This is a genomic window from Paraburkholderia sp. MM5482-R2, assembly GCF_050436125.1.
GTDB lineage: Bacteria > Pseudomonadota > Gammaproteobacteria > Burkholderiales > Burkholderiaceae > Paraburkholderia > Paraburkholderia tuberum.
In genome coordinates, this window is record NZ_JBNDLP010000003.1 from 612361 (window position 1) to 634939 (window position 22579).

Consider the following 22579-nt stretch of genomic DNA (forward strand, 5'->3'; position numbering starts at 1 on the left):
TAAAGCGAGGCTCACCGATACATGGACGCCCTCCAGACCGCGCCATCCGCGCCTTCCACCGCCGAATTTCTCGCTTCGGTGGAGATCCTGTCGCCGTTCTCGCGCGACGAAATCGAGCGGCTTGCCGAGTACGCGCAGGCAAAGTTCTATCCGTTTGGCGAAACGGTGTGCTCGGCCGGTGACGTCGCCGAAGGTCTCTATGTGATCCGCTCGGGCACGGTACGTATCTTCTCCGAGGAGCACGGCAAGGAAACCAGCATGGGCGTGCGCAAGTCGGGCGAGATCTTTGCCGACATTGCGATGTTGCGCTCGTACGTTCACGAAGCGTCGGTACGTTCGTCGGGCAAGACCGAAGTGCTGTTCATTCCGCGCAGCGCGATCGAACCGGTGATGGCGGGCAACGCCGCCGCGTTGGCGTTCGTCGCCAGCTATGTGGCGATCAATTCGGCCGGGGGCTTCGTCGCGCAATTGTTCGATCTGCGCGGCAAGCTGAACAAGGCGGAACTCGAAGAGTACGTGCGCAGCGTCGGCGCAAAACGGGTCGCTGCCGGCAAGGAGATTCTGAAACAGGACGGCCGCGACGACAGGCGGCTTTATGTGGTGCGGCAAGGCCAGGTGCGCATCGTGCGGCAGGAGGAGGGCCACGACTATACGCTCGCGACGCTCGGCAAAGGGGAGATATTCGGCGAGAAGGCGTGCCTGATGCGCCAGGAACAGATGGCATCGGTCGTTGCAACCACCGACACGCGGCTGCTGGTCATCCCCGAGCGCACCGTTCATTTCATTCTCGAGCGCAATCCGAAACTGCGAGAAGTGCTCGACGAGCGGATCCGCTATGGCGACCGCGAATTACAGCGGCAAAAGCGGCTCGAACAGCGGCGCAAGCTGCCGTTGATGCTCGACCTGCAGAGCAAACCGGAACTCGGCGAGAAGATCATCCGGCGTTTCGCGCTCGTCGAGCAGGCCGAGGAGATGGATTGCGGCGCCGCGTGTCTCGCGATGATCTGCCGCCATTACGGCATTCCGATGACGCTCGGCAAATTGCGCGAACTCGCGAACGTGACGACGCAGGGTGCGACGCTCGACAGCCTCGCGCGCGCGGGCGAGTCGCTCGGCTTCACGACGCGCGGCGTGCAATGCACGTTCGATTCGCTACGCGGCTTCGATCTGCCGTTCATCGTGCATTGGGAGGGCTATCACTATGTGGTCGTGTACGGGCTGTCGAAAGACTATGTCTGGATGGCGGACCCGGCACTCGGTTTCAGAAAGCTGAGCGTCGAAGATTTCGAACGCGGGTGGAGCGGCACCTGCCTATTGTTTACCGGCGGATCGCAGCTGCTGCAGATGTCGGCCGAGCGCTCGCCGTGGATTCGCTTTGTCGGCTATCTGAAGCCGTACCGCAAGATACTCGGCTATCTGTTTCTGGCGACCTTCGTGATTCAGGTGCTCGGGGTGATTCCACCGCTGATCATTCAGAACATTCTGGACGGCGTGATCGTGCATCAGAACGTCAGTCTGCTGCATATGCTGATCGGCGGGCTCATCATCTCCAATGTCTTCACGCAGCTGATGTCGACGATTCGCGCGTATCTGGCGAACTTCATGGTTCGCAACATGGACTTCGCGATGATGTCGCAGTTCTTCAAGCATACGTTGTCGCTGCCGTTCTCGTTCTTCGCGAAGCGCAAGACCGGCGATATCTTCGCGCGCTTTCAGGAAAACCAGACGATCCGCGCGTTCCTGACCGAATCCACCGTGACGACCGCGCTGAATCTGCTGATGATCTTCATCTACTTCACGATCATGTTCGTGTACAACGTGAAGATGACGCTGGTGTTGATCGCGTTCGTCATTCCGATCATGGGACTCACGGTGATCGCGACGCCGAAGATCAAGGGCTACGCCCGCGAGGTCTTCACGGCGTCGACCGAGGCGAAGTCGTTCCTGATGGAAGCTCTGTCCGGCGTCGAGACCGTCAAGGGCATGGGCATCGAGCGGCCGGTACGGTTGCGCTGGGAGAAGAAATACGCAAAGGCGCTCGAATTGCAGTATCGCGCTCACGCATTCAATATTCTGGTCGGCTTTGGCAGTCAATTACTGAATGCGGCAACGACGATTGCGATTCTTTGGGTCGGCGCGAATCTGGTACTCGCGCGTGAATTGACGATCGGTCAGTTGATCGCGTTCAATGCATTCATGGGCAGCGTATTGAGTCCGCTGATGGGTCTCGTCGGCTTGTGGAGCATGCTCAACGATGCGGGTGTCGCGATGGAACGGCTCGGCGATGTGCTCGATATCGAGCCCGAACAGAAGCCGCAGGATTTGCCCTCGCGCGTGATGCTGCCGGAGCTGCAAGGCGAGATCAGCCTGCAAGGCGTGTACTTCCGCTATGGCGAAGAGGATTCCGCTTATGTGCTGGAGAACATCAGCTTCGATATCAAGCCGGGTGAACTGGTCGCGATCGTCGGGCGCAGCGGGTCGGGAAAAACCACGCTCGCGAAGCTGCTGGTTGGCTTCTATCGGCCGAGCGAAGGGAAAATAACGATCGACGGCTATGACTCCGGCGTGATCGACAAGACTTATTTCCGCGCGCAAATCGGCTACGTGATGCAAAGCAATCTGCTGTTCTCGGGCACGATCGCCGAGAACATCGCAAGCGGGGACGACGCGCCGGAGCGCCGCCGCATCGAGGAAGTCGCGAAAATGGCCGACGCGCATGGCTTCATCAGCAAGATGCCGCTCGGATATGAGCAGATCGTCGGCGAGCGCGGCATCGGTTTGTCGGGCGGTCAAATCCAGCGGCTTTGCATTGCGCGTGCGTTGTATCACGATCCGCGTCTGCTCGTGTTCGACGAGGCGACGTCGGCGCTCGACTCGCAATCGGAGAGCAATATTCTCGGCAATATGCACGACATCCTGAAGGGCCGCACGGCGGTGATCATCGCGCATCGGCTCAGCACGATCATGCGCGCGGACAAGATTCTCGTGCTGTATGAAGGCGCGATCGTCGAACAGGGCCGTCACGAGGAGCTGATCCAGCGCGGCGGCATGTACTATCAGCTCGTGCAGAAACAGTTGAGTGCATCATGATGAAGATACTCGACCAGATTGAAGAGGCGAGTCCCGCGATATCGTACGCGGGACTGATCGAGCGGATCGAGATCCTGCGCTCCACGTTGCGCTGGTCGTCGCGGCTCGAACGCGCCGATATCGACAAGCTGCTGAGGCAGGCCACGTCGTTGCGCGACGAAGTGATGCAGCTTTCGCACAAGGAGCGCTTCGTGCAGGCGGCCACCGCGGGCGAGCCGCAGACGAGCGCGGAGCAATCGCGCGGTGCGCGCCGCAAGGCACTACTCGAACGCAGCTTCATTTTCGAGGGCACGTTCGGCGACAACCCGCGTTTGCTCGAATCGCTCGAAATCGCGGAAAAAGCGGCGCCAACCGATTTGCCGGTGTTGATCGATGGAGAAAGCGGCACCGGCAAGGAACTGATGGCGAAAGTGATTCACGCGAATGGCTCGCGTGCGGACAAGCCGTTCGTTTCGGTGAACTGCGGCGCGATTCCGGAAAATCTGCTCGAATCCGAACTTTTCGGGCATCGCAAGGGCGCATTCACCGGCGCGTCGAGCGACCGCAAGGGCAAATTCGAAAGCGCGCATACGGGCACGATCTTTCTCGACGAAATCGGCGAGTTGCCGCTCGCGGGCCAGGTCAAGCTGCTGCGTGTGCTCGAGGCGCACGAGATTCAACGCGTCGGCTCGGACGAAACGATCGCGGTCGATACGCGCATCGTCGCGGCGACCAATCGCAATCTGCGCAAGCTCAGCGAGGAAGGCCGGTTTCGCGAGGATCTGTTCTACCGGCTCAGCGTGATTCACGTGACGCTGCCGCCGCTGCGCGAACGGCGCGACGAAATTCCGTTGCTGATTGCGTGGTTCGGCGACGAAGCTGCGGGCACGCTGAAACGCCGGCCAGTCAGGTTGACGCCGCGTTTGCGGGACTTTCTATTGAGCTACGCGTATCCGGGCAACATTCGCGAATTGCGCAACGTGATGTACCGCATCTCGTGTCTGGCTGCCGACATGGCCGACGTCGAGCATTTGCCGCTCGATATGCGACCCGCCGCACCCGGTTCGCCGGCGGCGCCGGCGGAGGGCGGACAGGCGAGCGGCGAGCAGCCGATCAGCGTCGCGAATCTGATGTCGTTGAGCGACGCGAAGCGGGCGGCCAGCGACGACGCCGAGAAAGCGTTCCTCGAACGCGGACTGCGTGAAGTCAGCGGAACGGTCGCCGAACTGGCGCGGCGCATCGATATGAATCGCTCGCACTTGCAGATGCTGCTGAAAAAGCACGGCCTGCATTCGAAGGATTTCCGCAATCGCAATGCGCCGCCCACGAAGAACGGCGCGAACGAGCGCGACGAGGAAGAAGACGAAGGCTGAGTGAACGACCACTGAACGCTCGGTGAAACGCGCGCCTGAAGGTCATCAAGGCGCCGGGTTCAGCAAGGTCTTGTCCGCGGCATTCGGGTCCTGCGCTTCGACGACCACTGCGGTGATGTTGTCGCGCCCGCCGCGCGCGAGCGCGAGGTCGACGAGTTCGCAACTTGCGTTTTCGCGCTCCGCCGTGGTCAGCACGGCGGCGATCTCGTCGTCGCTCAGTTCGTTGCTGAGACCGTCGCTGCACAACAGGAACACGTCGCCGTCGGCGACTTCGATCGCGTCTTCGTCGAGTTCGAGCGAATCCGTTGCCCCGACCGCGCGCGTGATCATGTGCTGCGCGGGATGATGGCGCGCCTCTTCGTCGGTGATGACGCCGAGCGAGCGCAACTCCTCGACCTGGCTGTGATCGCGCGTCAGTTGCCGCAATTGCCCCGCGCGGTACAGGTAGATGCGGCTGTCGCCGGCCCACACGTAGCCGCAGAAGCGATCGCATGCAAGCAGCACGACCACGGTGCTGCCGATGCGCTGCACCTGGCGGCGCGCGGCTTCGTCGCGCAATTGACGGTTCGCGGTTTGCAGACGCGTGCGTACATCGGCGATCAGCATTCTGAGGCCGTGCGGCGCCGCCAGTTGAGTCAACGCGTCGATCACGGTGCGGCTGGCAACGTCGCCGACCGCGTGACCGCCCATCCCATCGGCGACAGCCCAGCGTCCCGCTTCGGGCTCGTCGAGGCAGGCATCTTCGTTGATTTCGCGGACCCGTCCCGTGTCGGAACGCGCGGACGACGTCCAGCGAAATTGGCTCTCGCATGTCACAACGGCTACACCATATCGTTTCGGTTGCGTGCGTCCGGAGACACGGTGAGGTTCGCGTTCGCGCCGGTGTTGCGTACGTCGACCGACTGGAACTGGTTGATCATCTGGTTAGCATAGAAGTTGTTGGAGACCTCGTACAGATTGACCACCGGCCCAATGCTCGGCGTTTGCGGCACGTACGGCTGAATCCAGCCATAGATCCATGGCGCGCCGCCGCCACCGCGAATCGCCGCCATCGCCTTGCGATCGAGCGCGAGGTTCAGCGAGAGGTCGTTCAATTTGATGCAGGACATGTCGTTCTCCGGTTGGCTGCGTGCGCAATGCGCGCGGCTGAATGGACTCTGCACCACACGGTGCAAAGGCCATGCCAATCGGGGGCGGATTCGACGCGAAGCCCGCGGCGCATTGACTGGCGCGGCTTGCGCGGCTTTACCACGAACGCGGTCGACGCGATCGGTCGGCTCGCGGCCAACAAGCCCCCATTCGAACAGGTGTGAGACCCAACACATTCGGCGGGGTCCCACGGGTTCTCCATTCGGTTGAAATCAACCCGCGACACGGCTCGCAAATGAGCGTCACACACCAACAGATCAGCGCGATTTCTGTTGGTCCCGTCCTGACATCTACCTCTTCAGAAAACCGTTCGATCGGCCGTCAACCCTGTAAACAGGGGTTTTCCGGCGCCTGGCCCGGATGATGCAAAAGCTGTCGCAACAGTGTTGGAAATGCGAACGAGGCCAGCCATGAACACCCAAACGCTCGATACACGCGACGACGACCCGCAATCCGCAGCCGCTTGCGACACCGCATCATCGACGATCGATCTGCCGATCGGCGCACATCTGGTCACGCAACGCAACGGCTACGAACATCACGGCATCTATGTCGGCAATGGCCGCGTCGTGCACTACTCGGGCTTTGCGGCCTCCGCGCATCCCGGACCGGTCGAGGAAGTCGAACTCGCGCGCTTCGCCGCCGGCCATTCGCTGTCGGTTCGCGCGACGCCGAGCGCGATCTACGTCGGCGCCGATGCGGTGCGCCGCGCGCGCTCCCGCCTCGGCGAGAACCGCTATCGCCTGCTGACCAACAACTGCGAACACTTCTGCGCGTGGTGTCTGCTCGGCGAAAGCCGCAGCGAACAGGTGCATTGCTGCTTGCGCCATCCGAGCACGGGCATGCGCGCACTGCTGTGCCTCGTGAAGGCGTTTGTCGAGAGCGGAGCGAGGAACGAACACCGCGTGGCGCAACTCGCGCAAGTCGCGTGAACGCAGCGCGTCAGGAATGGGACGATTCGAGGAGAACATCATGGTAGCCGCAGAAAAAAGCTTGCACTGGGCCGTCGACAAATGGCTCGCACCCACGCCGTCGATGCCCGCGCGCGTGGTGCGGTTCTGCCATCACGCGTCGCAACAGCAACGCTATGTATGTGTGCAGGCGTTGAAGCCGGAAGGATTGCTGTCGATTTTCTTCTTCCGCCACGGCGACGGTTCGTGGAACGTGTTCCCGCCGCAAGCCGAGCGGCCCGCGATGAACGGGTATTGCCGCACGGCCGCGTAGAAACTCATGCGTGACCCGCCGTGGCCGCTTCCGTGGCGAGCCACTGACTGAACAGCAACATCGCCGGCGTCATCGGCTTGCCCTTCAGGCAGGTCAGCCAGTAACTGCCCGCCTTGACCTCGACGTCGAACGGGCGCACCAGACGCCCGGTATTGATCTCCCTTTCGAACATCAACACAGGCACGAGCGCGATGCCCGCGCCCTGTATCGCCGCTTCCACCATCAACCGCGACGAATCGAACACCGGTCCGCGCACCGGCCGCGGCGCGATGCCCGCGGCCGCGAACCAGTTCATCCAGTCGTCCATGCGGTACGAGCGCAGCAGCGTTTCGTTGGCGAGATCGTCGGGCCGCGCGAGGCGCGCGGCGATCTCGGGCGTGCAGAGCAGCGCGAGCGGCGCGTCGAGCAGTTTGGTGGCGAGCGAGCCGGGCCACGTGCCGTCGCCGAAACGGATCGCGAAATCGAGGCCCTCGGTCGCGAGGTCGACGAGGTTGTTATTGGTCAGCAGCCGCAGCTCGACGAACGGATGCGCGTCGCGAAACGACTTCAGGCGCGGCATCAGCCAGCCGACCGCGAACGTGCCGACCACACCGACCGTCAGCACCTCGTGAAAATGCCCGCCGTCGAACTGCTTGAGCACCGCCTCGATACGATCGAACGCGTCGGACAGCACGGGGCGCAGCGCGAGCCCTTCGTCGGTCATCGCGAGGCCGCGCGGCAAACGCTTGAATAGCGCGGTGCCGAGCCGCTCCTCCAGCGAGCGGACCTGCTGGCTGACCGCGGCTTGGGTCACGTTCAGCTCTTGCGCCGCGCGCGTGAAGCTCAGATGCCGCGCGGACGATTCGAACGCGCGCAGCGCGTTGAGCGGAAGATACGGTCTCATGGTGCAGATACAAGATTTTCTTGTGAGTGGGCTAACTTATCACCATCGGCCCACTTCGCCGACTCCCTGTCTCTTATTCGCCAGTCGAATTGTGCGACACTAGGGCCACATCGACGGGGGCAATCGCATGCCCGGCGCCGCGCCAGACGCGCGGTGGCGAGTCGGCAATGAAGAGCCGGCAATTGTGAGCAACGGTGAACGGCCGCCACGGATTGCCTCGATGTAGGTGGTGAGAAGTTGACTGTCCAGATGGAATGCTCGACATGTTCTGCCGACGTTCGTCCAGGTAAGCCGTCGGCTCGTGCAACCTTGCATCATTGCCCTCGATCGGGAGTCCGCTATGTCCGTGTATGTTCTGGCCTTGCTGATTGGCGTCGTCGCCGGCCTTCGCGCGATGATCGCTCCCACCGCCGTCAGTTGGGCCGCGCGTCTGGGATGGCTGCCGCTGCAAGGCACGTCGCTCGCCTTCCTCGGCTTCGCGGCCACGCCGTATATCTTCACCGTGCTGGCGGTCATCGAACTGATCACGGATCAATTGCCCGAAACGCCGAGCCGCAAGGTGCCGCTGCAGTTCGGCGCGCGAATCGTGCTCGGTGCGCTGAGCGGCGCGGCGATTAGCGGCGCGCATGGCGGCCTGGCGGGCGGCATGATCGTCGGGGTGGTGGGCGCGGTGGTCGGCGCGGTAGGCGCGGTGATCGGCACGCTCGGCGGCGCGAAGGTGCGCAGTTCGCTCGCCAGCATGTTCGGGCGCGATGCGCCCGCGGCGTTGATCGAGGACGTGGTCGCGATCGTCGCGGCTGCGTTGATCGTCGTGTCGTTGCACGGGTTCTGACACAAACGCAAAAACGCGGCGGGACGCTTTGCGCGTCGCCGCCGCGTTCGGTCGCTGCCCGCAGCTTATTGAACCCGGGCGATTCGCGCGGCCGTCGTGACTTGCGTGACCGGCGCCGCCGCCGTCGAACTCGCCGCCACGGGCGGCATCAGCTTGCCTTGCACGAGCAGTTGAAGCGTCTTCACGACCAGAATCGCGATGATCGCGTTCGCCACCACGAACAGAACCGGTGCCGCGAATTCGATCGGACCCGTCGCGCCGCGTTCGACGAGACGCAGCGCCATCGTCGGCAACGCCGCTACGCCGAAGCTGAATGCCCAGTAGCCGGGCACGAATGCCTGTTGGCGGATCCACGGTAGCAAACGCAGCAGCATCAGCGCCTGATAGAGACCGTAGCCGAGCAGCGCGTAGGCGAACAGATCGGGCGTGCCGCTGGTGAGGCTCAAATACGCGACACCACCGACGACTGGCGGCGCGAGTTGCACGCCGAGGGTCGGGCGCAGCGCTTCGGGCAGCGGTTCATGCACGGCGGCGCGATGCAGGATCATCGATTCGAGCGCGAGCCACGCCAGCATGCCGCCGCCGAAAAACAGCTCGCCCAGTTGATGGAAGCCGAATGCGGCCGAGCTCGCCGCCGCGACGAAGCCCGCTCCGACCGTCGGCAGATAGATCGCCGGCGTGGTCAGTTCGGGCTTGCGGCCGCCTTGCCACAGCTTGCCTTGTAGATAGACGCCGAGCCCAAGTTGCGCGATCGCCGCGATGCCGTACAGCGTCAGCGCGAGGGTATGCGCGTACGGCTGCAGCAGTTGCGCGGCAAGCAGCGTCGAGATCGGCGCGAGCGCGACGAACGAAGACTGCACCGGATGGTCCAGTTCGGCGCGTGCGTCGGCGGTCCGTGCGAACCACTTGTGCGCGTAGGCGAACAGAATGATGACCCAGACGGCGAGCGCCGCGATCGTCACCACGCTGCCGGCGACGGCCGGCAAGTGCCACAGGCGGATTGCTACGCGCCACAGGTTGGCCAGCGCCAACGAGCCCACCGCGATGCTCAAGAAGCCAGCGGGAACCGCACCACGATTGCTGTTCATGACGACCTCCGAAAGTTGCGTCGCGCTGCGGGTTGCTGGCCATGCGCGATCGATGGCCTACTGTAAAAGGCCACGGAGAATCGCAGAACGCTGCAAACGCTCGACAAATGGCGCGAGCGTCTCAAGCTGTGTTTTAGCGGGGGAAAGGGGCAGAGAAGGCGGGGGAGGAAGGGCGGCCGTCAACCGCCCATGCGCACCAGCATCGCCAGCAGCTGGTCGAACGAAAGCGGCTTGCGCGCGTAGGCAAAATGTGGATTCGGCTGCACCGGAATGTCCGATGCGGCGCTGCACAGGATGATCGGAATCTCGCGCAGCTCTGGGTCCTCATACAGCGTCGCGCACAACTGGAGGCCCGACATGACCGGCATCATGCAATCGGACACGATGATATCGGGCCGGCTCGAACGGACCAGTTCGAGCGCGACGGAGCCGTTCGACGCCGTCCGTACCGCATAGCCGTGTCGTTCCAGCAGCAGCCGCCACACCGTGAGGATGTCGAACTCGTCGTCCACCACCAGAATGGTTTTCATGGGCGGCTAGGTTTTTCGCCCCAATTGCAGCGTGGCCGACAGGCCCGGCGTCGGTTGGGTGCCCGCGGCGCCGGGCGAGCCGTCGATCACGTCGAGTCCTTGCGACGAAATCGACAGCTCGCGCAGTGACGTGTCGTGCGCGCTTTCGCGTTGCTTCACCACCGAAATCACGCGCCGCAGTCCGCCTTCGGTCTCGGCGTAGCGCAGCAGCACGAGGTTTTCGGTCAACGCCGACACGCGCACGGCCTTCGCGTGACCCGGATCGCTGTACAGCGGCAGCTCCTCCGTGACGAGCGTCGTGACGGTCGCTTCGCGCAACTGATGCAGCAGTGCATTGAGGAACAGGCCGAAGCGCTCGGTACGCAACGCCGAATCGCGAAAGCCCTCGACGCCGTCGATCACGATGCGCGTCGCGCCGGTCTGCTTGACGGTGGCGAGCGCTTTCGACGCGATTTCATCGACCGCGAGTTCGATCGCCGGCTGCCAAAGCACCATCAGACGACCATCCTGCCACGCATCGGCAAGCGCGATCGACACCGCTTCTGCCTTGCCGATGAGTCTCTGCGGACTCTCGTAGAAGCCGAGATACACGCAACGCTCGCCGCGTGCGAGACCGGCCGCGAGGAACTGCAGGCACAGCAGCGTCTTGCCGACGCCCGACGGGCCGATCAGCGTGGTCGTTGCGCCTTGCGCGAAGCCGCCGCCGAGCAGGTTGTCCAGGTGCAACAAGCCGAAGCCGAGCCGTGCTTTCAGATCGACGGGGCCCGCTTGCTCCGCGCACTGCGCTTCGAGGCGCGGGAACATCAGCAGCCCGCTGCCGGCGATGCGGAAGAAGTGCTTGCCCATCAGATGATCGCGCGCGCGCATCTTGTGCACTTCGATTTCGCGCGCGCGCCGCATGCCGTCGTGATAGCTGTTCAGCTCGATCAGACCGTCCACCAGCGTGTGCTCGGGATGCGACTCGTTGCCCGACAGCGGCGCGAGCAGCAGCGTCGTGCAGTCCATCGCGGCGACCAGCGCGTTCAGCTCGTGAATGAACTTCGACAGCGACAGCTCGGTTTCGCTGAATTCGCGCGCGCTGCGAAAGCCGTCGATGATCATCAGGCTCGGCCGGTAGTCGTAGATGCTCGACGCGATCAGCTTCAGGAAACCGTCGAGGCCGTCCTGCATCAGCTCGTGATAGCCGGACACGAACAGCATCTGCTGCGCGACCGCGGCTTCGTCGAAAAAGCTCAGGCCTTTCAGGTGACCGAGCAGCTTGTCGTGCGATTCGGCGATCAGCGTCATGTACAGCACTTTCTCGCCTTGCCGCACCCGATGAAAACCGATCTGGCTCGACAGGATCGTCTTGCCGGCGCCGGCCATGCCCTCCAGTAGATAGACGCCACCGCTCACCAGACCGCCGCCGAGGATCTCGTCGAAACCGGGCACGCCGGTTTCGACATTGCGTCGGGCCGCGTCAGGTCGGGCCGCCTCGGACGGGCGAGACGTGTTGGATGCGTCGGTAGTCATTGTCGATGTGTCGTTCAAAGTGCAAGCGACGGCCTGGTCGTGACCGTCCTGTGCTCAACCCAGTCGTGGCAGCAATCCCCATTCCCGATCGCGAGCGACAGTGTCCCGCGGCGTGAAATGCGGGGAGTCTATCCGGCAACGCGTGCTCGGCGAACGGCATGTGCTCGACAGGGCGGCGTGAGAGGGCGAAAAAGGCCGGCGGCGAGGAGCGCGGTGCGTGCGGCATGAGGGGGGAGTGAGGTGCGGTGGCCGGTCGAACTTGCAAACCGATGCAATGAAACGGAAAGGCGAGCACTTCGCTCATACGGCGCCGCAGGCTGCGGTCGAGGCTGCCGATCAGATAGGTCAGGTGCAGGTTCGAACGGCGGCTGCGAGTGGCGCCGGCTTCGGCGGACGGCTTCTGATGCTGGTTCATGGTGTACCGGGTGACGCGCCTCGCCGTATACAATTCGGCAGCGCCTGATCCCAGCGGGCTTTCCCCCGCCTATTTGCCAACCGATCCAACCCATGCCGAATCCGACCCGGGCCTTTCTTCTCGGCCCGCTCCTGAAAGGCGTTTCACGCTCCTTCTATCTGACGCTGCGCGTGCTGCCCATCGGCATGCGCGATCCGATCGGCCTTGCGTATCTGCTCGCGCGCGCGGCCGATACGATTGCGGACACCTCGCTGATCGCGCCGGGCCAACGCCTCGAATTGCTGCTCGCGTTGCGCGATCAGGTCAATGGCGTGGCCGTCGACAGCGCGCCGTTCCAGCGCATCGCCGCGGAAGTCGCGGGTCAGCAGGCGCAGTCGGATGAAAAGCTGCTGCTCGAATCGTTGAGCCCCGCGCTCGACGTGCTCGCGCAACTGAGCGAGTCCGACCGCCACGCGGTGCGCGCGATCGTCACGACGCTGACCGAGGGCATGGAATTCGATCTACGCACGTTCCCCGACGAACGCTCCGGCCAGATCGCGGCGCTGCGCGCATACGACGAACTCGATCGCTATACGTATCTGGTCGCGGGCTGCGTCGGCGAGTTCTGGACCACGATGACTTACGCGCACATGCCGGGCACGCTGAAAGAACAACCCGACACGATGAAGCAGCGTGGCGTGCGTTTCGGCAAGGCATTGCAAATGACCAACGTGCTGCGCGATTGCGGAAAAGATTTGCGCATCGGCCGCTGCTATCTGCCGCAGTGCATGCTCGAGCGCCACGGTCTGAGCGCGCGCGATCTGCTGCAACCGGCCAATTCGATGCGCGCGCGGCCGCTGCTCGTCGAACTGCTGCGCAAGACGCTCGATCATTTCCGCGCGGCGCTCGACTATACGCTCGCGATTCCGGTGAGCGCGGTGCGCTTGCGGCTCGCCTGCCTGTGGCCGATCCTCATCGGCCTCGACACCTTACTGCTGCTCGCGGATAACGACGCGTGGCTCGATCCGGCGAAAGTGTCGAAGGTGACGCGCCATGACGTGTATCGGATCATCGCGTCGTCGCTACTGCTGGTGCCGTCGAATGCGCTGGTGCGCCATGCGATCAATAGCCGCATCGCGCGGATCGAAACTCGGCTGTAGGCGTAAACGCCTACGGTTGCGCGCACAGTCACGCGCATCGAATAAAACTGAATCGCTTCAAGGCGCTACGAATCGCCCGCAGTAGCCGCGATTTATTCTGGATCATTGAATCTTCAACAATCGGGAAAGCCCCAGGCCACTGCATTCGCGCTTCACGTTAGTCTCTTCGAAAAGGAGGCGACCCATGCGACAAGCGTTCAATATTGCGTTGGTGCTTTTGCTTGGCTATCTGATGGCGGATCGGGCGTTGATGCGTGCGCAGGCGGGCGAGGTCGGCACGATTACGTGTCACCAGGGCGCGGCGCTCGTCAAATCGGACGCGTTGAAAAAGGGCTTTGGTGACGCTGGCGCGAGCGCGCAGAGCGAGAGCTTCCTGTCGAGTTGCCTCGTGACCGGGCGCGGCCAGGTCGGCGATCTGATCGCACGCGACTGAGCGCGGGCAACTGAGAATTCATCGCGGCGCACGCAGAGCGGCGCGAAAAAGCGCCCAGACCGTGAAGGCCTGGGCGAAGTCATCGGGAGCCCGATGACGGAGGTAACCACATACGAACTGGCCCGCGCTCGGAGATACCCGAGTCGCGGGCCAGTTCATTTGAATCGGGGTGCGCGTCGCAAGGACGCGCTATTTGGAAGTGCTCGCGGTTCGTTTCGCCGTAGGGCTTCGTGGCCACACAGCTGCGCTTGACGAACCGCCTGCCACCTACCGCTTACTGACCGAAGTAGACCGACTTCGGGCCACTCGTCGGAGCCGCATGGCTCGTTTGCGACGTACCGCTCACCACACCACCGAAGCCGGTAGCGGCTTGACCGACGCCGTTTTGCGCGTCGACGCGGGCTTGCGCAGCCTGGATGTCAGCCGGGTAGTGCGGGTCGGCGTGACCAGGTTGATAGCCGGCCTTTTCCAGTTGGATCAGTTCGGCGCGCACTTGAGCGCGGGTCACGGGCTGGTTGGCTTGCGCGAACGCGGCGACCGGAGCGGCGACAGCGACGGCGATGACAACGGCTTGAATCAGCGATTTCATGATACTTACCTCCAGTTCAGGGTTTTATCTTGCTGCGAACTTGCTTGTTCGTAGTCAGTGATTGCATTGTAATTTGGCGAACTGGACAGAGTAAGTCGTGAGGTAGGTAATGTTTGTTGCGAAAATTGATATAAAGCGACGGAACTTTTAGGGTTAACGCCTAGGCGCGTGGCCGGTGTCACAGGAAATGAAAACTATGCGAGGTCGGTGAACGACTGCTAGCACAGTTCGTGATTGATCCGGGCGGTCGACATCCCTTGCAGGAGTAAGGTGGTCCGCGATTGCCTCAAATCGACCCCAAGCCGACCGTGAACCCATCACCACATATTCGGCAGCTTCCAAACTACAGTGGCCATCCATTCCTGCCAGTCGCTCGGCGGGTCATCGGCCCTGAGCGGACGACCGGAAGTACAGGCGTTCCCTTCAGTTAAAGTATCTGCGTCTGTTGCCGATATGCCGTGTGAGTGCCTACCCGTCAAGAGCTCTAAGCAGCCCTGTTTTATAGACATTCAGGTGCCGATCGATAGGCGTCGTCGATGACAAAAGATCGGCCGGCAGCGAGAAAGATTTGTGATGAAATGCGCAGCGGCATGCCGGGCTTCGTCACAACTTACCGCTGCAGGGACGCCGCCTTGGTTATGCAAGTGATTCGACCGCGATGAAAGTTTCACCGGTTTGCCATCGAATGCGCCCATAGCCTCTGCCGAGGGCCGTCCAATCCATGCCGAACCTGAAAAAGTGAACCCCACGTGCGACAAACTGAGTTTGGCTCCTTGCTGTCGGTCTTGGCCTGTTTCATTCTTTTCTCGTTGTGCGGTTGCCATCAGCGAGACCACGATTCTTCGAGCACGAGCGGGCCGGCCAGTACCACCATCACCGCCTTGGTCTGGGCTCCTGACTGGCCGGAAGAAATGCTTCAGATTGCTGCCGAATTCAGCAAGCTGAATCCGGACATACACGTGGATGTGCAGTTCATGATTGGCAATTCGGTGGAAGAAAATATCAAGCCGCGGATCGCCTCCGGCAACTTGCCCGATCTGGTGAGTATCAACCCGAATGCCTACGCGGCCGACCTGGCCGATCAAGGGCTCCTCGCCGACGTTAGCAAGACATCCGCCTGGAACAACATGCTCGATCCTCTCAAAAAGGACTGGACCAGTCGCCAATCCAGGCACTTTGGAATAGCGGGGGGAATGGCTACGACTTTGATCTATTACAACGAGGACATGTTTGCGAAGGCGGGGATCAGGGAGCTGCCGACCAATTTCAACGAATTCCTGGCGGTTTGCGAACAGCTCAAACGTGCGGGCTATACGCCAATAATGTGGAACGGCGGCTTCCCAAATATGCTCGGCAATGGCCCCTTCAGTTCAGGCTTTGCTAACAATGTGGTTGCGCGCGAGCCAGACTGGAAGGACAAAATCAGCGATGGCACGCTGGATTTGAACACCCCCCAGGTAGCGGATATTTTCGCCAGGATCAGGCTGATGCCGGAACGGGGTTTCGTACAGGAATCGTTCACGACAACTGGCTACGATGATGGCATACGGCTATTCAAGGAGGGCAAAGTCGCGATGGCTTTTCACGGTAGTTGGGCAGCCGGTCTGTTGCTGCACGGCAATCCGTTTGAAGTTGGCGTGCTCATCCCGCCGTGGAACGCGCCAGGCGAGCAGGTGGTGCCCGTGATCGGCAGCGAAACCGGGTTTGCGGTGTCGGAAACGCCCAACAAGGCCGCGGCAATGCGTTTTCTCGAGTTCGTCGCTGGGCAGGGGTTTTCCATCCTCCAGATCAAGCGCCAGAACATTTCCCCATTCAAGCAGTTCCCGGGCATGGTGGTGAGCGATCAGAAGATTGTCGACTACACGAACATGGTCAGTCGCTATGCCGTGACCGGCAGCCCGTACTATTCGTTTCTACCCTCCAATTCCATCGAGCGCTTGCATCGATTGATACAGGATGTGCTGTTCAGGAAAATCACGCCAATGCAGGCTGCAAAACTCCTGGACGAGTCTGTTAAGAATGAAGCGAAGATGCACTACAAATGAGCCCACTGATCGCCTGGCTGCGAAGCGCATTCGCCTACTTCTCGTTGGATCTGCTGCGCCGGGTCGAAATTCGCTACCGGCTGATAACCGCGTTTATCCTGCTTTCGCTGATACCGATACTTGTCTCCAGCTACATTTCGTATGTGGAGTCAACAGCAGAGTTCAAGCACAAAGCGGAGATATTTTCCAAAGAGGTAGTCAAACAGGTATCCAAAAACATCTCGTTGCGGATGGAGCAGATCGAGACGGAGAGCAGTCTTCTGGTGCTCTCCGATCAGGTTCAAGACGCGCTGACCCGCGTCGCACACGGCAATGAAAAGGAGCAGAGCGAAGCTCGCCAGGATCTGACCCGACTGCTCCTGGAGCACTACGGCGCGGTTGATTTCATCAATCAGAAATATTTGCTCGACAAGGACAACCGGATCACGGACACCCAGGCGTTCGCGCAATTGACGCGAAGTGTGGTGCATCTGGTCCAACAGGCTCCCGATCGAAATGGCCGGCCTTACTGGGGCAGCTATGACAACGGGGCCGGTCAGCAAGATCTCGGGATGGTGCGCGCCATCATCGGCAAGAGCGACAATCGACAGATCGGTAATCTGGTTCTAGTGATTCGCCCCGAGTATTTCTCATCGATTTTCAATGACGTCGCCGTGGGCAGTGGAACGGAGATCTATGTACTTGACGCCAGCAGCGACAAGCTGATTGTTCGTGCCGACGGCTCTTCAATGAGCACCGACGGAAAGGCTGAACCGGGTCTGCTCGAAAGAATCACAAACGCCGATCCGCACGGCGAGCCAAATGGCTTCGTCGACTTCCATGGCAAGAATGGCGACCGATATCTCGCTGCATACACGGGTATCGCCGGCACAAAATGGTTTGTGGTCAGTACGATCCCGGAGAAGAAGTTGACGGCGGAGGCACAGTCCGTACGCGATCAAATCATACTGGTGGGCATTTCGGGGTTTCTGCTTTCGATCTTCCTCGCCAACTTCATTTCACACAGCATCTCTGTACCGCTCAAAGATCTGGTGCGAAGGATGGACGACACCGGTAGCGATGCAGGCGCAGAGGCGGAGGCATCGGTGGACGCGCGCAGTGAGATTGGCGTAAAGGATGAATTGGGCAGATTGGCGCACAGGTTCGAACGAATGAGTGCGGCGATCGGGCAGAAGATCCAGAAGATCAACGAGATCAACGCTACCTTGGAGCAGACGGTCATCGAGCGAACGGCCGAGCTCGTCGCCAAAGAGCAGGAGTCGCGCACGTTGATCGAGAATTCACCTGACACGATCACGCGCTACGACCGGGAGCTGCGCCGCACCTACGCCAATCCGGCTTTCTGTGTCTCGGCGGCCCGCAGCCTTCGCGAGTCGCTCGGCAAACGGCCCTCAGAGATACCGGGCGGTGCCAACGCGCTGGCTTACGAGAAGAAGATCAGCGAAACCATTACAACCGGGAAAAGTCGCCAATTCGAACTGAGATGGCTCAGTAAGGACGGACAGGAACAGTGCAGCCATATCAGGCTCACTCCAGAGATCGACGCGTCGGGCGAGGTGAACTCCGTGTTGGCGGTCGGTCGTGATTTGTCGGACCGGATGGCATTCGAGGCAACGATATGGAAACAGGCTAATTACGATGCGCTGACCCATCTCCCGAACCGCCAGATGTTTCATGCCCGTCTCGAGCATGAAGCCGGCGTGTCCCATCGCTCCGGGCGGCCGATGGCCTTGATGCTGATCGATCTCGACCGCTTCAAGGAGGTCAACGACTCGCTCGGACACGATATGGGCGACATCCTGCTGATCGAGGCCGCGAGGCGCATTACCTCGTGTGTGCGTGAATTCGACACGGTCGCTCGACTTGGCGGTGACGAGTTCACGGTGATTCTGCCCGAGTTGGACGACACCGGGAGCATCGAACAGATCGCGAAGACGATCATCGCCGCGCTGGCCCAACCCTTCAAGCTTGGTCCGGACGAGGCTTTCATTTCTGCGAGTGTCGGAGTCACGCTTTACCCTAACGACGGGACAGAACTGGATGTTCTCTTCAAGAATGCCGACCAGGCTATGTACGCGGCCAAAGCCGCGGGGCGCAACCGTTTCCACTACTTTACGCCCGACTTGCAAGTGGCGGCAGAAAAGCGCCAGCGTCTCACGAGCGATCTACGTACCGCCCTGCAAGTCGAACAGTTCCGTGTTTATTACCAGCCTATCGTCAATCTGGCGACTGGCGAAATTTACAAAGCTGAAGCGCTCATTCGCTGGCTGCACCCTGTGCGCGGCACGATCAGTCCATTGGATTTCATCGCATTGGCCGAAGACACGGGGCTCATCGTTCCGATCGGCGATTGGGTGTTCAAACAGGCCGTGCGCCAGGCGCATCAATGGCGCCGACGATTCCATCCATCGTTTCAGATCAGTGTCAACATTTCACCGGTGCAGATTCGCCAGGACAATCTGGTGTGTATCCAATGGTCGGAATACCTCATTCGGCAAGGCATGCCTAGACAGAGCGTGGCAATTGAAATAACCGAAGGGCTGTTACTGGACGCCGAATTGAACGAGAAGTTGCTGAGTTTCCGCGAGGCAGGAATCGGGATTTCGATCGACGACTTCGGGACCGGTTACTCGTCCTTGGCCTATCTGAAGCGCTTCGACATCGATTATCTCAAGATCGACCGTTCATTCGTACAGAACCTCGGTTTCGACGGCGGCAATCAGGCGCTCTGCGAAGCAATGGTCATGCTCGCTCACAAGTTGGGATTGCAGGTTATTGCCGAGGGGGTCGAGACGACGGATCAACGTGATTTTCTCGCCGCCGTGGGTTGTGACTTTGCGCAAGGCTTTTTGTATTCGGAGCCGGTTCCGTCTGATCAATTTGAGGAGCGGGTGTGGCCGACAGCCAGGCGCGCGTCTTGAACCAGTCAGCAACGTGTTCAACCGCTACGTCAAGTTTCCCCAATATCCGAAAGCTCAATTCGGCGACCTCGGCAGCCGCTGGTTTTAGCTCTGGAACGACGGCCACAGCCATACCGGCACTAGCAGCCGCGTGGGCACCGTTATCGCTATCTTCAAAGGCTAAACAAGCATCTACCGGCAGGGCTTGCAGACAAATTCAGCTCCATCCGGAAACCGGCGACCAGTTGAGCGCGTAACGATCCCGCCGCCACGCCCGGCGAGTTCTGGTTTCAGTTTCTCAACGGACTGCGGTTCTAATCCATGGGATTGAACAGCGCAAAGTTCATCCCCACCGCCCGCATTAATGCAATTCTGCCAGGCAAATATGCGCGAGTAAAACCTGCCGTACCGATGCTACTATGTCCAGCATAGCGTCATTCGGGAAAATAAAATGATTTACTGTGTGCAGTTCGAGGACAACGAGGCGATTGCCTCTGCTCGTGCGGAAAATATGAAACTCCATCTGGCGTTTCTTCAAAAAAACAAGGCGGCGTTTCTGCAGGCCGGACCGCTGATCGACACGGCTGACGGCACTGGTGCAGGCGGCCTGTGGGTGGTCGAGGCGGAAACGCCGGAGCAGGTCCTCGGTTTAATCAAGGAAGATCCATTCTGGCCGACCGGTTTGAGAAAGTCGTTTCGCATTTTTGAATGGCCCCAGGTGTTTTCGACGGTTAGGCGGAATGTATAGCTTCGCTGGTTGGATGCTTACTTTAGAAGAAATTGAATTTTAAGCATCGCCGCTTATATTCAGCGTGCGCGGCTTTATCAAGTTCATCTCGATCATTTAACTAGCCGAAAAGGCATAGGATTCCGTGAATCAACGGTCACTCAACCTGCCGGAAACCTGGGTCGTGCGCGACGCGACGTTCGTGCGAATCTGGGCGGCGATATTCGCGTCAACGGTCGCAACCTTCCTGCTGCTGATGACACTGTCAGCCGCCGTGTTCACACAAACCCACTCCCCGGTCTTTTCAAACGGCATCGTCCTGACACAGTGGGTGCCGGCAGTGCTGGCGTTGCCGCTGATTAGGTCGCTCGCTTCGCGATACGACGGGCGCTCGCTTCTGATCGCGGCGGAAGTGGGCTCGGCGCTTTCGTTGCTGGTCGCGATGCGGCTGCTGAACGATCTCTATCCGTTGCTCGGGATTCTCGTTGTCAAGGGCACGTTCGACAACCTGTCGAAGGTCGCGCGCCCCGTCGCGGTCAAGCGGCTTTTTACGGGCGCCACGCTGGATCGCGCCGCGTCGTACTACAACACAGCGATGCTGTTCGGCGGCGGTGTGGGTGCGCTGGCCGGCGCGCTGTTCCTGCCGCGTCTGAGTTCGCAGCAGGTCATCGCACTGTCGATCGCGCTTCACCTGATTTCGGCCTGCAGCTATGCGACGGTCGCCAAAGCACGCCAACCCGCCGATCAGTCCGGCAAATCGCGCGCGGTGAACGAGCGCGCCGATCCGGATGCGCAATCGGCGCTCGTCTATTTCATTGCCGCGGTGGCGCTCTTTCAGGGGTATCACAACATCGCCCGTTCGGTCTTCGCGGTCGACCAACTCGGCATGCCGGCATCGGGTATCGCGCTGCTGCAGGCCGTTACTAATATCGCGTATGTGGTCGGCGCGCTCGCGGCGGCGCGCATCGGTGTCGCGGGCGGCCGCTATCGCACGATCGGGCCACTGTCGCACTGCCTCGCGCTCGCCACGCTGATTCCGCTGATCTTCATCACGCGCCCTGCGTTCGGCGTGCCGATGTACGCGGTGTTCGCGTTCGGCTTCGAGGCCGCGTACTGCGTGCATATGCGCTTCGTGCTCACCTCTGTGCCGTCGGCAAGCATGCCCAGAATCATGGCCAACGCGAATGCGTGGGCGCTCGGCCTGATGCTGGCCGTCTCGCTGGGCGGCAGTTATCTGGTGAGCGAAATCGGCTTCGCGCCGGTCACGCTCATCGTGATAGTCATCGCCGCGCTGGTGCCGCTGTTCGCCCGGTTTCGCCGGGCGGCGTTCGGGAACCAAGCCGGCTTCCTTGAAAAAGAAGTGGGGTAATCATGCATATCGCGTTTGTCGACAGTAATCCGGTCGGATTGAATGCGCTGCTTGCCGCGAAGCGCCGCGGACACGAAGTCACGTTCGTTTCGTCGAAGCAGTTTGTCGAATTTCTCGGCGATCTGTCGGCGATCGAAGCACGCGGTCTGGCCGACCGGATCGTCCGCATCGATGCGTCGAGAGACGAGGACGAACTGTTTGCCGCGCTGTCCGAGCTGAACCGTAAACATCCGCTCGACGCGGTGGTGACGGTGCTTGAGTACTGCGCGAATTCGGTGGCGCGTTGCGCGCAGCGATTGGGCCTCGCGGGCACCGACCCGGCCGCGTTGTCGCTGGCGCAGAACAAGGCCGCTTGCCGCGACCGGATCAGCGCGAGCGGCCTGAGGTCTGTCGGCCATTTCGTCGTCGACACCCTTGAGCTGGCACTCGTGCGCGCGGCGCACATCGGCTATCCGGTCATCGCGAAACCGTTGAGCGGCGGCGGCAGTATCCTGGCCGAGAAGATCGACAACGAAGACCGGCTGCGCGCGTACTTCGCCTCGCTGGGCAAGCAGCTTGCGTTGCCTGCCGGTTTGCTGGACGCGATTTCACCGCAAACGCTGCTCGAGGATTACATCGACGGGCCGCTGTTATCCGTCGAGGTCGCGGCGGCCGCCGGCGAAGTGGTGCCGCTGATCGTCTCCGCCAGAAAGCGCTGCATTGACGAACCCGCGATCGAACTGGGCACGACGATGCCGGCTCCCGTGTCGTCGGAAGTGGCGGATGCGTTGCGCGCTTACGCAGTCGAGGTCGTGCGCAGCGTGGGGCTGGACTTCGGCATCTTCCACATTGAGCTCATTCTGAGCGAACACGGGCCGGTGCTGGTGGAGGCGAATCCGCGCATCATGGGCGGCAACATGCCGACGGTTTTCAAGCTCGCGACCGACATCGACGCCTACGATCTGCTCGTCGACATGTACCTGACGCGCGCGATGCCGGTCGCGTGCCGCGACATCGTGCCGATCCAGGCGGCGACCACCAGAATGATCGGCGCGGCGGAATCGACGCAGGTGGAAAAAGCGATCGCGCCGCACTGGAACGCGCCGTTCAAGGAACGTTTGGCCGGCTGGCGCTTCGACGTCAGCCGCGGCACGCGGGTGGCGAAAATGGACAGCAGTACGTGCCCGTTTCACTTTCAGGTGGTCGGCGCATCGGCGCACGAAAGCAGCCTACTGGCCGAGTGGATCATCGGTCAAACGGCTCGGGCGACCGGCATCAAACTGCGCAGTTCGAGCGAAGACTATCTGTTCCGCTAAGCGCTCG

The 22579-nt window shown here is 61.3% G+C and carries 19 protein-coding genes; 12 read left to right on the plus strand and 7 right to left on the minus strand.

Features of this window, described 5'->3' with window-relative positions:
- Nucleotides 1-21 precede the first annotated feature (21 nt).
- Together OKW37_RS24975 and OKW37_RS24980 are read left to right on the plus strand one after the other, a co-directional pair.
- Nucleotides 22-3090: a peptidase domain-containing ABC transporter gene (locus OKW37_RS24975; RefSeq protein ID WP_429352963.1), complete on the plus strand. Its 3069-nt coding sequence runs from the start codon at nucleotides 22-24 to the stop codon at nucleotides 3088-3090.
- Nucleotides 3087-4442, plus strand: a complete 1356-nt coding sequence (locus OKW37_RS24980; protein ID WP_429404194.1) for a sigma-54 interaction domain-containing protein — start codon at nucleotides 3087-3089, stop codon at nucleotides 4440-4442. The genes OKW37_RS24975 and OKW37_RS24980 overlap by 4 nt, the downstream gene beginning before the upstream one ends.
- A 45-nt stretch (nucleotides 4443-4487) precedes the next feature.
- Here the strand turns inward: OKW37_RS24980 and OKW37_RS24985 are convergent, their stop codons facing one another.
- Together OKW37_RS24985 and OKW37_RS24990 are read right to left on the minus strand one after the other, a co-directional pair.
- A complete protein-coding gene (locus OKW37_RS24985; RefSeq protein WP_429352965.1) occupies nucleotides 4488-5258 on the minus strand; it encodes a PP2C family protein-serine/threonine phosphatase in 771 nt (256 codons plus the stop codon).
- Between the two features lie 5 nt (nucleotides 5259-5263).
- Nucleotides 5264-5551: a hypothetical protein gene (locus OKW37_RS24990; protein ID WP_090807566.1), complete on the minus strand. Its 288-nt coding sequence runs from the start codon at nucleotides 5549-5551 to the stop codon at nucleotides 5264-5266.
- Nucleotides 5552-6001: 450 nt separating this feature from the next.
- On the opposite strand from OKW37_RS24990, the gene OKW37_RS24995 reads away from it, so the two are divergent.
- Both OKW37_RS24995 and OKW37_RS25000 read left to right on the plus strand, forming a co-directional pair.
- Nucleotides 6002-6523, plus strand: a complete 522-nt coding sequence (locus OKW37_RS24995; protein ID WP_090807562.1) for a lecithin retinol acyltransferase family protein — start codon at nucleotides 6002-6004, stop codon at nucleotides 6521-6523.
- A gap of 40 nt (nucleotides 6524-6563) precedes the next feature.
- Nucleotides 6564-6815 carry a hypothetical protein gene (locus OKW37_RS25000; protein ID WP_184061610.1) on the plus strand — a complete coding sequence of 84 codons (252 nt, stop codon included), beginning with the start codon at nucleotides 6564-6566 and terminating at the stop codon, nucleotides 6813-6815.
- A gap of 4 nt (nucleotides 6816-6819) precedes the next feature.
- Here OKW37_RS25000 and OKW37_RS25005 read toward each other — a convergent pair whose 3' ends face one another.
- Nucleotides 6820-7698: a LysR family transcriptional regulator gene (locus OKW37_RS25005; RefSeq protein ID WP_429404197.1), complete on the minus strand. Its 879-nt coding sequence runs from the start codon at nucleotides 7696-7698 to the stop codon at nucleotides 6820-6822.
- A gap of 340 nt (nucleotides 7699-8038) precedes the next feature.
- On the opposite strand from OKW37_RS25005, the gene OKW37_RS25010 reads away from it, so the two are divergent.
- The gene (locus OKW37_RS25010; RefSeq protein ID WP_429404199.1) at nucleotides 8039-8530 is read left to right on the plus strand and encodes a DUF4126 domain-containing protein; all 492 of its coding nucleotides are present in this window, start codon (nucleotides 8039-8041) and stop codon (nucleotides 8528-8530) included.
- A gap of 65 nt (nucleotides 8531-8595) precedes the next feature.
- On the opposite strand, the gene tehA is transcribed toward OKW37_RS25010, so the two are convergent.
- The 3 genes from tehA to OKW37_RS25025 all read right to left on the minus strand — a co-directional run bounded on the left by tehA (nucleotide 8596) and on the right by OKW37_RS25025 (nucleotide 11660).
- A complete protein-coding gene (tehA, locus tag OKW37_RS25015; RefSeq protein ID WP_429404201.1) occupies nucleotides 8596-9618 on the minus strand; it encodes a dicarboxylate transporter/tellurite-resistance protein TehA in 1023 nt (340 codons plus the stop codon).
- Between the two features lie 179 nt (nucleotides 9619-9797).
- The gene (locus OKW37_RS25020) at nucleotides 9798-10148 is read right to left on the minus strand and encodes a response regulator (RefSeq protein WP_184061613.1); all 351 of its coding nucleotides are present in this window, start codon (nucleotides 10146-10148) and stop codon (nucleotides 9798-9800) included.
- A 6-nt stretch (nucleotides 10149-10154) separates the two neighbouring features.
- On the minus strand, nucleotides 10155-11660 hold the full coding sequence (locus tag OKW37_RS25025) for an RAD55 family ATPase (protein WP_429404203.1): 1506 nt from the start codon (nucleotides 11658-11660) through the stop codon (nucleotides 10155-10157).
- 507 nt (nucleotides 11661-12167) lie between these two features.
- On the opposite strand from OKW37_RS25025, the gene OKW37_RS25030 reads away from it, so the two are divergent.
- Both OKW37_RS25030 and OKW37_RS25035 read left to right on the plus strand, forming a co-directional pair.
- The gene (locus tag OKW37_RS25030; RefSeq protein ID WP_429404205.1) at nucleotides 12168-13214 is read left to right on the plus strand and encodes a phytoene/squalene synthase family protein; all 1047 of its coding nucleotides are present in this window, start codon (nucleotides 12168-12170) and stop codon (nucleotides 13212-13214) included.
- Between the two features lie 184 nt (nucleotides 13215-13398).
- Entirely contained in the window at nucleotides 13399-13647 is a 249-nt protein-coding gene (locus tag OKW37_RS25035) for a hypothetical protein (protein ID WP_187610593.1), read from the plus strand.
- A gap of 274 nt (nucleotides 13648-13921) precedes the next feature.
- Here the strand turns inward: OKW37_RS25035 and OKW37_RS25040 are convergent, their stop codons facing one another.
- On the minus strand, nucleotides 13922-14236 hold the full coding sequence (locus tag OKW37_RS25040) for a DUF4148 domain-containing protein (protein ID WP_184024579.1): 315 nt from the start codon (nucleotides 14234-14236) through the stop codon (nucleotides 13922-13924).
- 809 nt (nucleotides 14237-15045) lie between these two features.
- On the opposite strand from OKW37_RS25040, the gene OKW37_RS25045 reads away from it, so the two are divergent.
- The 5 genes from OKW37_RS25045 to OKW37_RS25065 all read left to right on the plus strand — a co-directional run bounded on the left by OKW37_RS25045 (nucleotide 15046) and on the right by OKW37_RS25065 (nucleotide 22572).
- A complete protein-coding gene (locus tag OKW37_RS25045; RefSeq protein ID WP_429404417.1) occupies nucleotides 15046-16281 on the plus strand; it encodes an ABC transporter substrate-binding protein in 1236 nt (411 codons plus the stop codon).
- Nucleotides 16278-19202 carry a bifunctional diguanylate cyclase/phosphodiesterase gene (locus OKW37_RS25050; protein WP_429404208.1) on the plus strand — a complete coding sequence of 975 codons (2925 nt, stop codon included), beginning with the start codon at nucleotides 16278-16280 and terminating at the stop codon, nucleotides 19200-19202. Before OKW37_RS25045 ends, OKW37_RS25050 begins: the two co-directional genes overlap by 4 nt.
- 430 nt (nucleotides 19203-19632) lie before the next feature.
- On the plus strand, nucleotides 19633-19929 hold the full coding sequence (locus tag OKW37_RS25055; protein WP_090807538.1) for a YciI family protein: 297 nt from the start codon (nucleotides 19633-19635) through the stop codon (nucleotides 19927-19929).
- A 124-nt stretch (nucleotides 19930-20053) separates the two neighbouring features.
- On the plus strand, nucleotides 20054-21277 hold the full coding sequence (locus OKW37_RS25060; RefSeq protein ID WP_429404210.1) for an MFS transporter: 1224 nt from the start codon (nucleotides 20054-20056) through the stop codon (nucleotides 21275-21277).
- Nucleotides 21278-21279: 2 nt separating this feature from the next.
- Entirely contained in the window at nucleotides 21280-22572 is a 1293-nt protein-coding gene (locus tag OKW37_RS25065) for an ATP-grasp domain-containing protein (RefSeq protein ID WP_429404212.1), read from the plus strand.
- Nucleotides 22573-22579 lie beyond the last annotated feature (7 nt).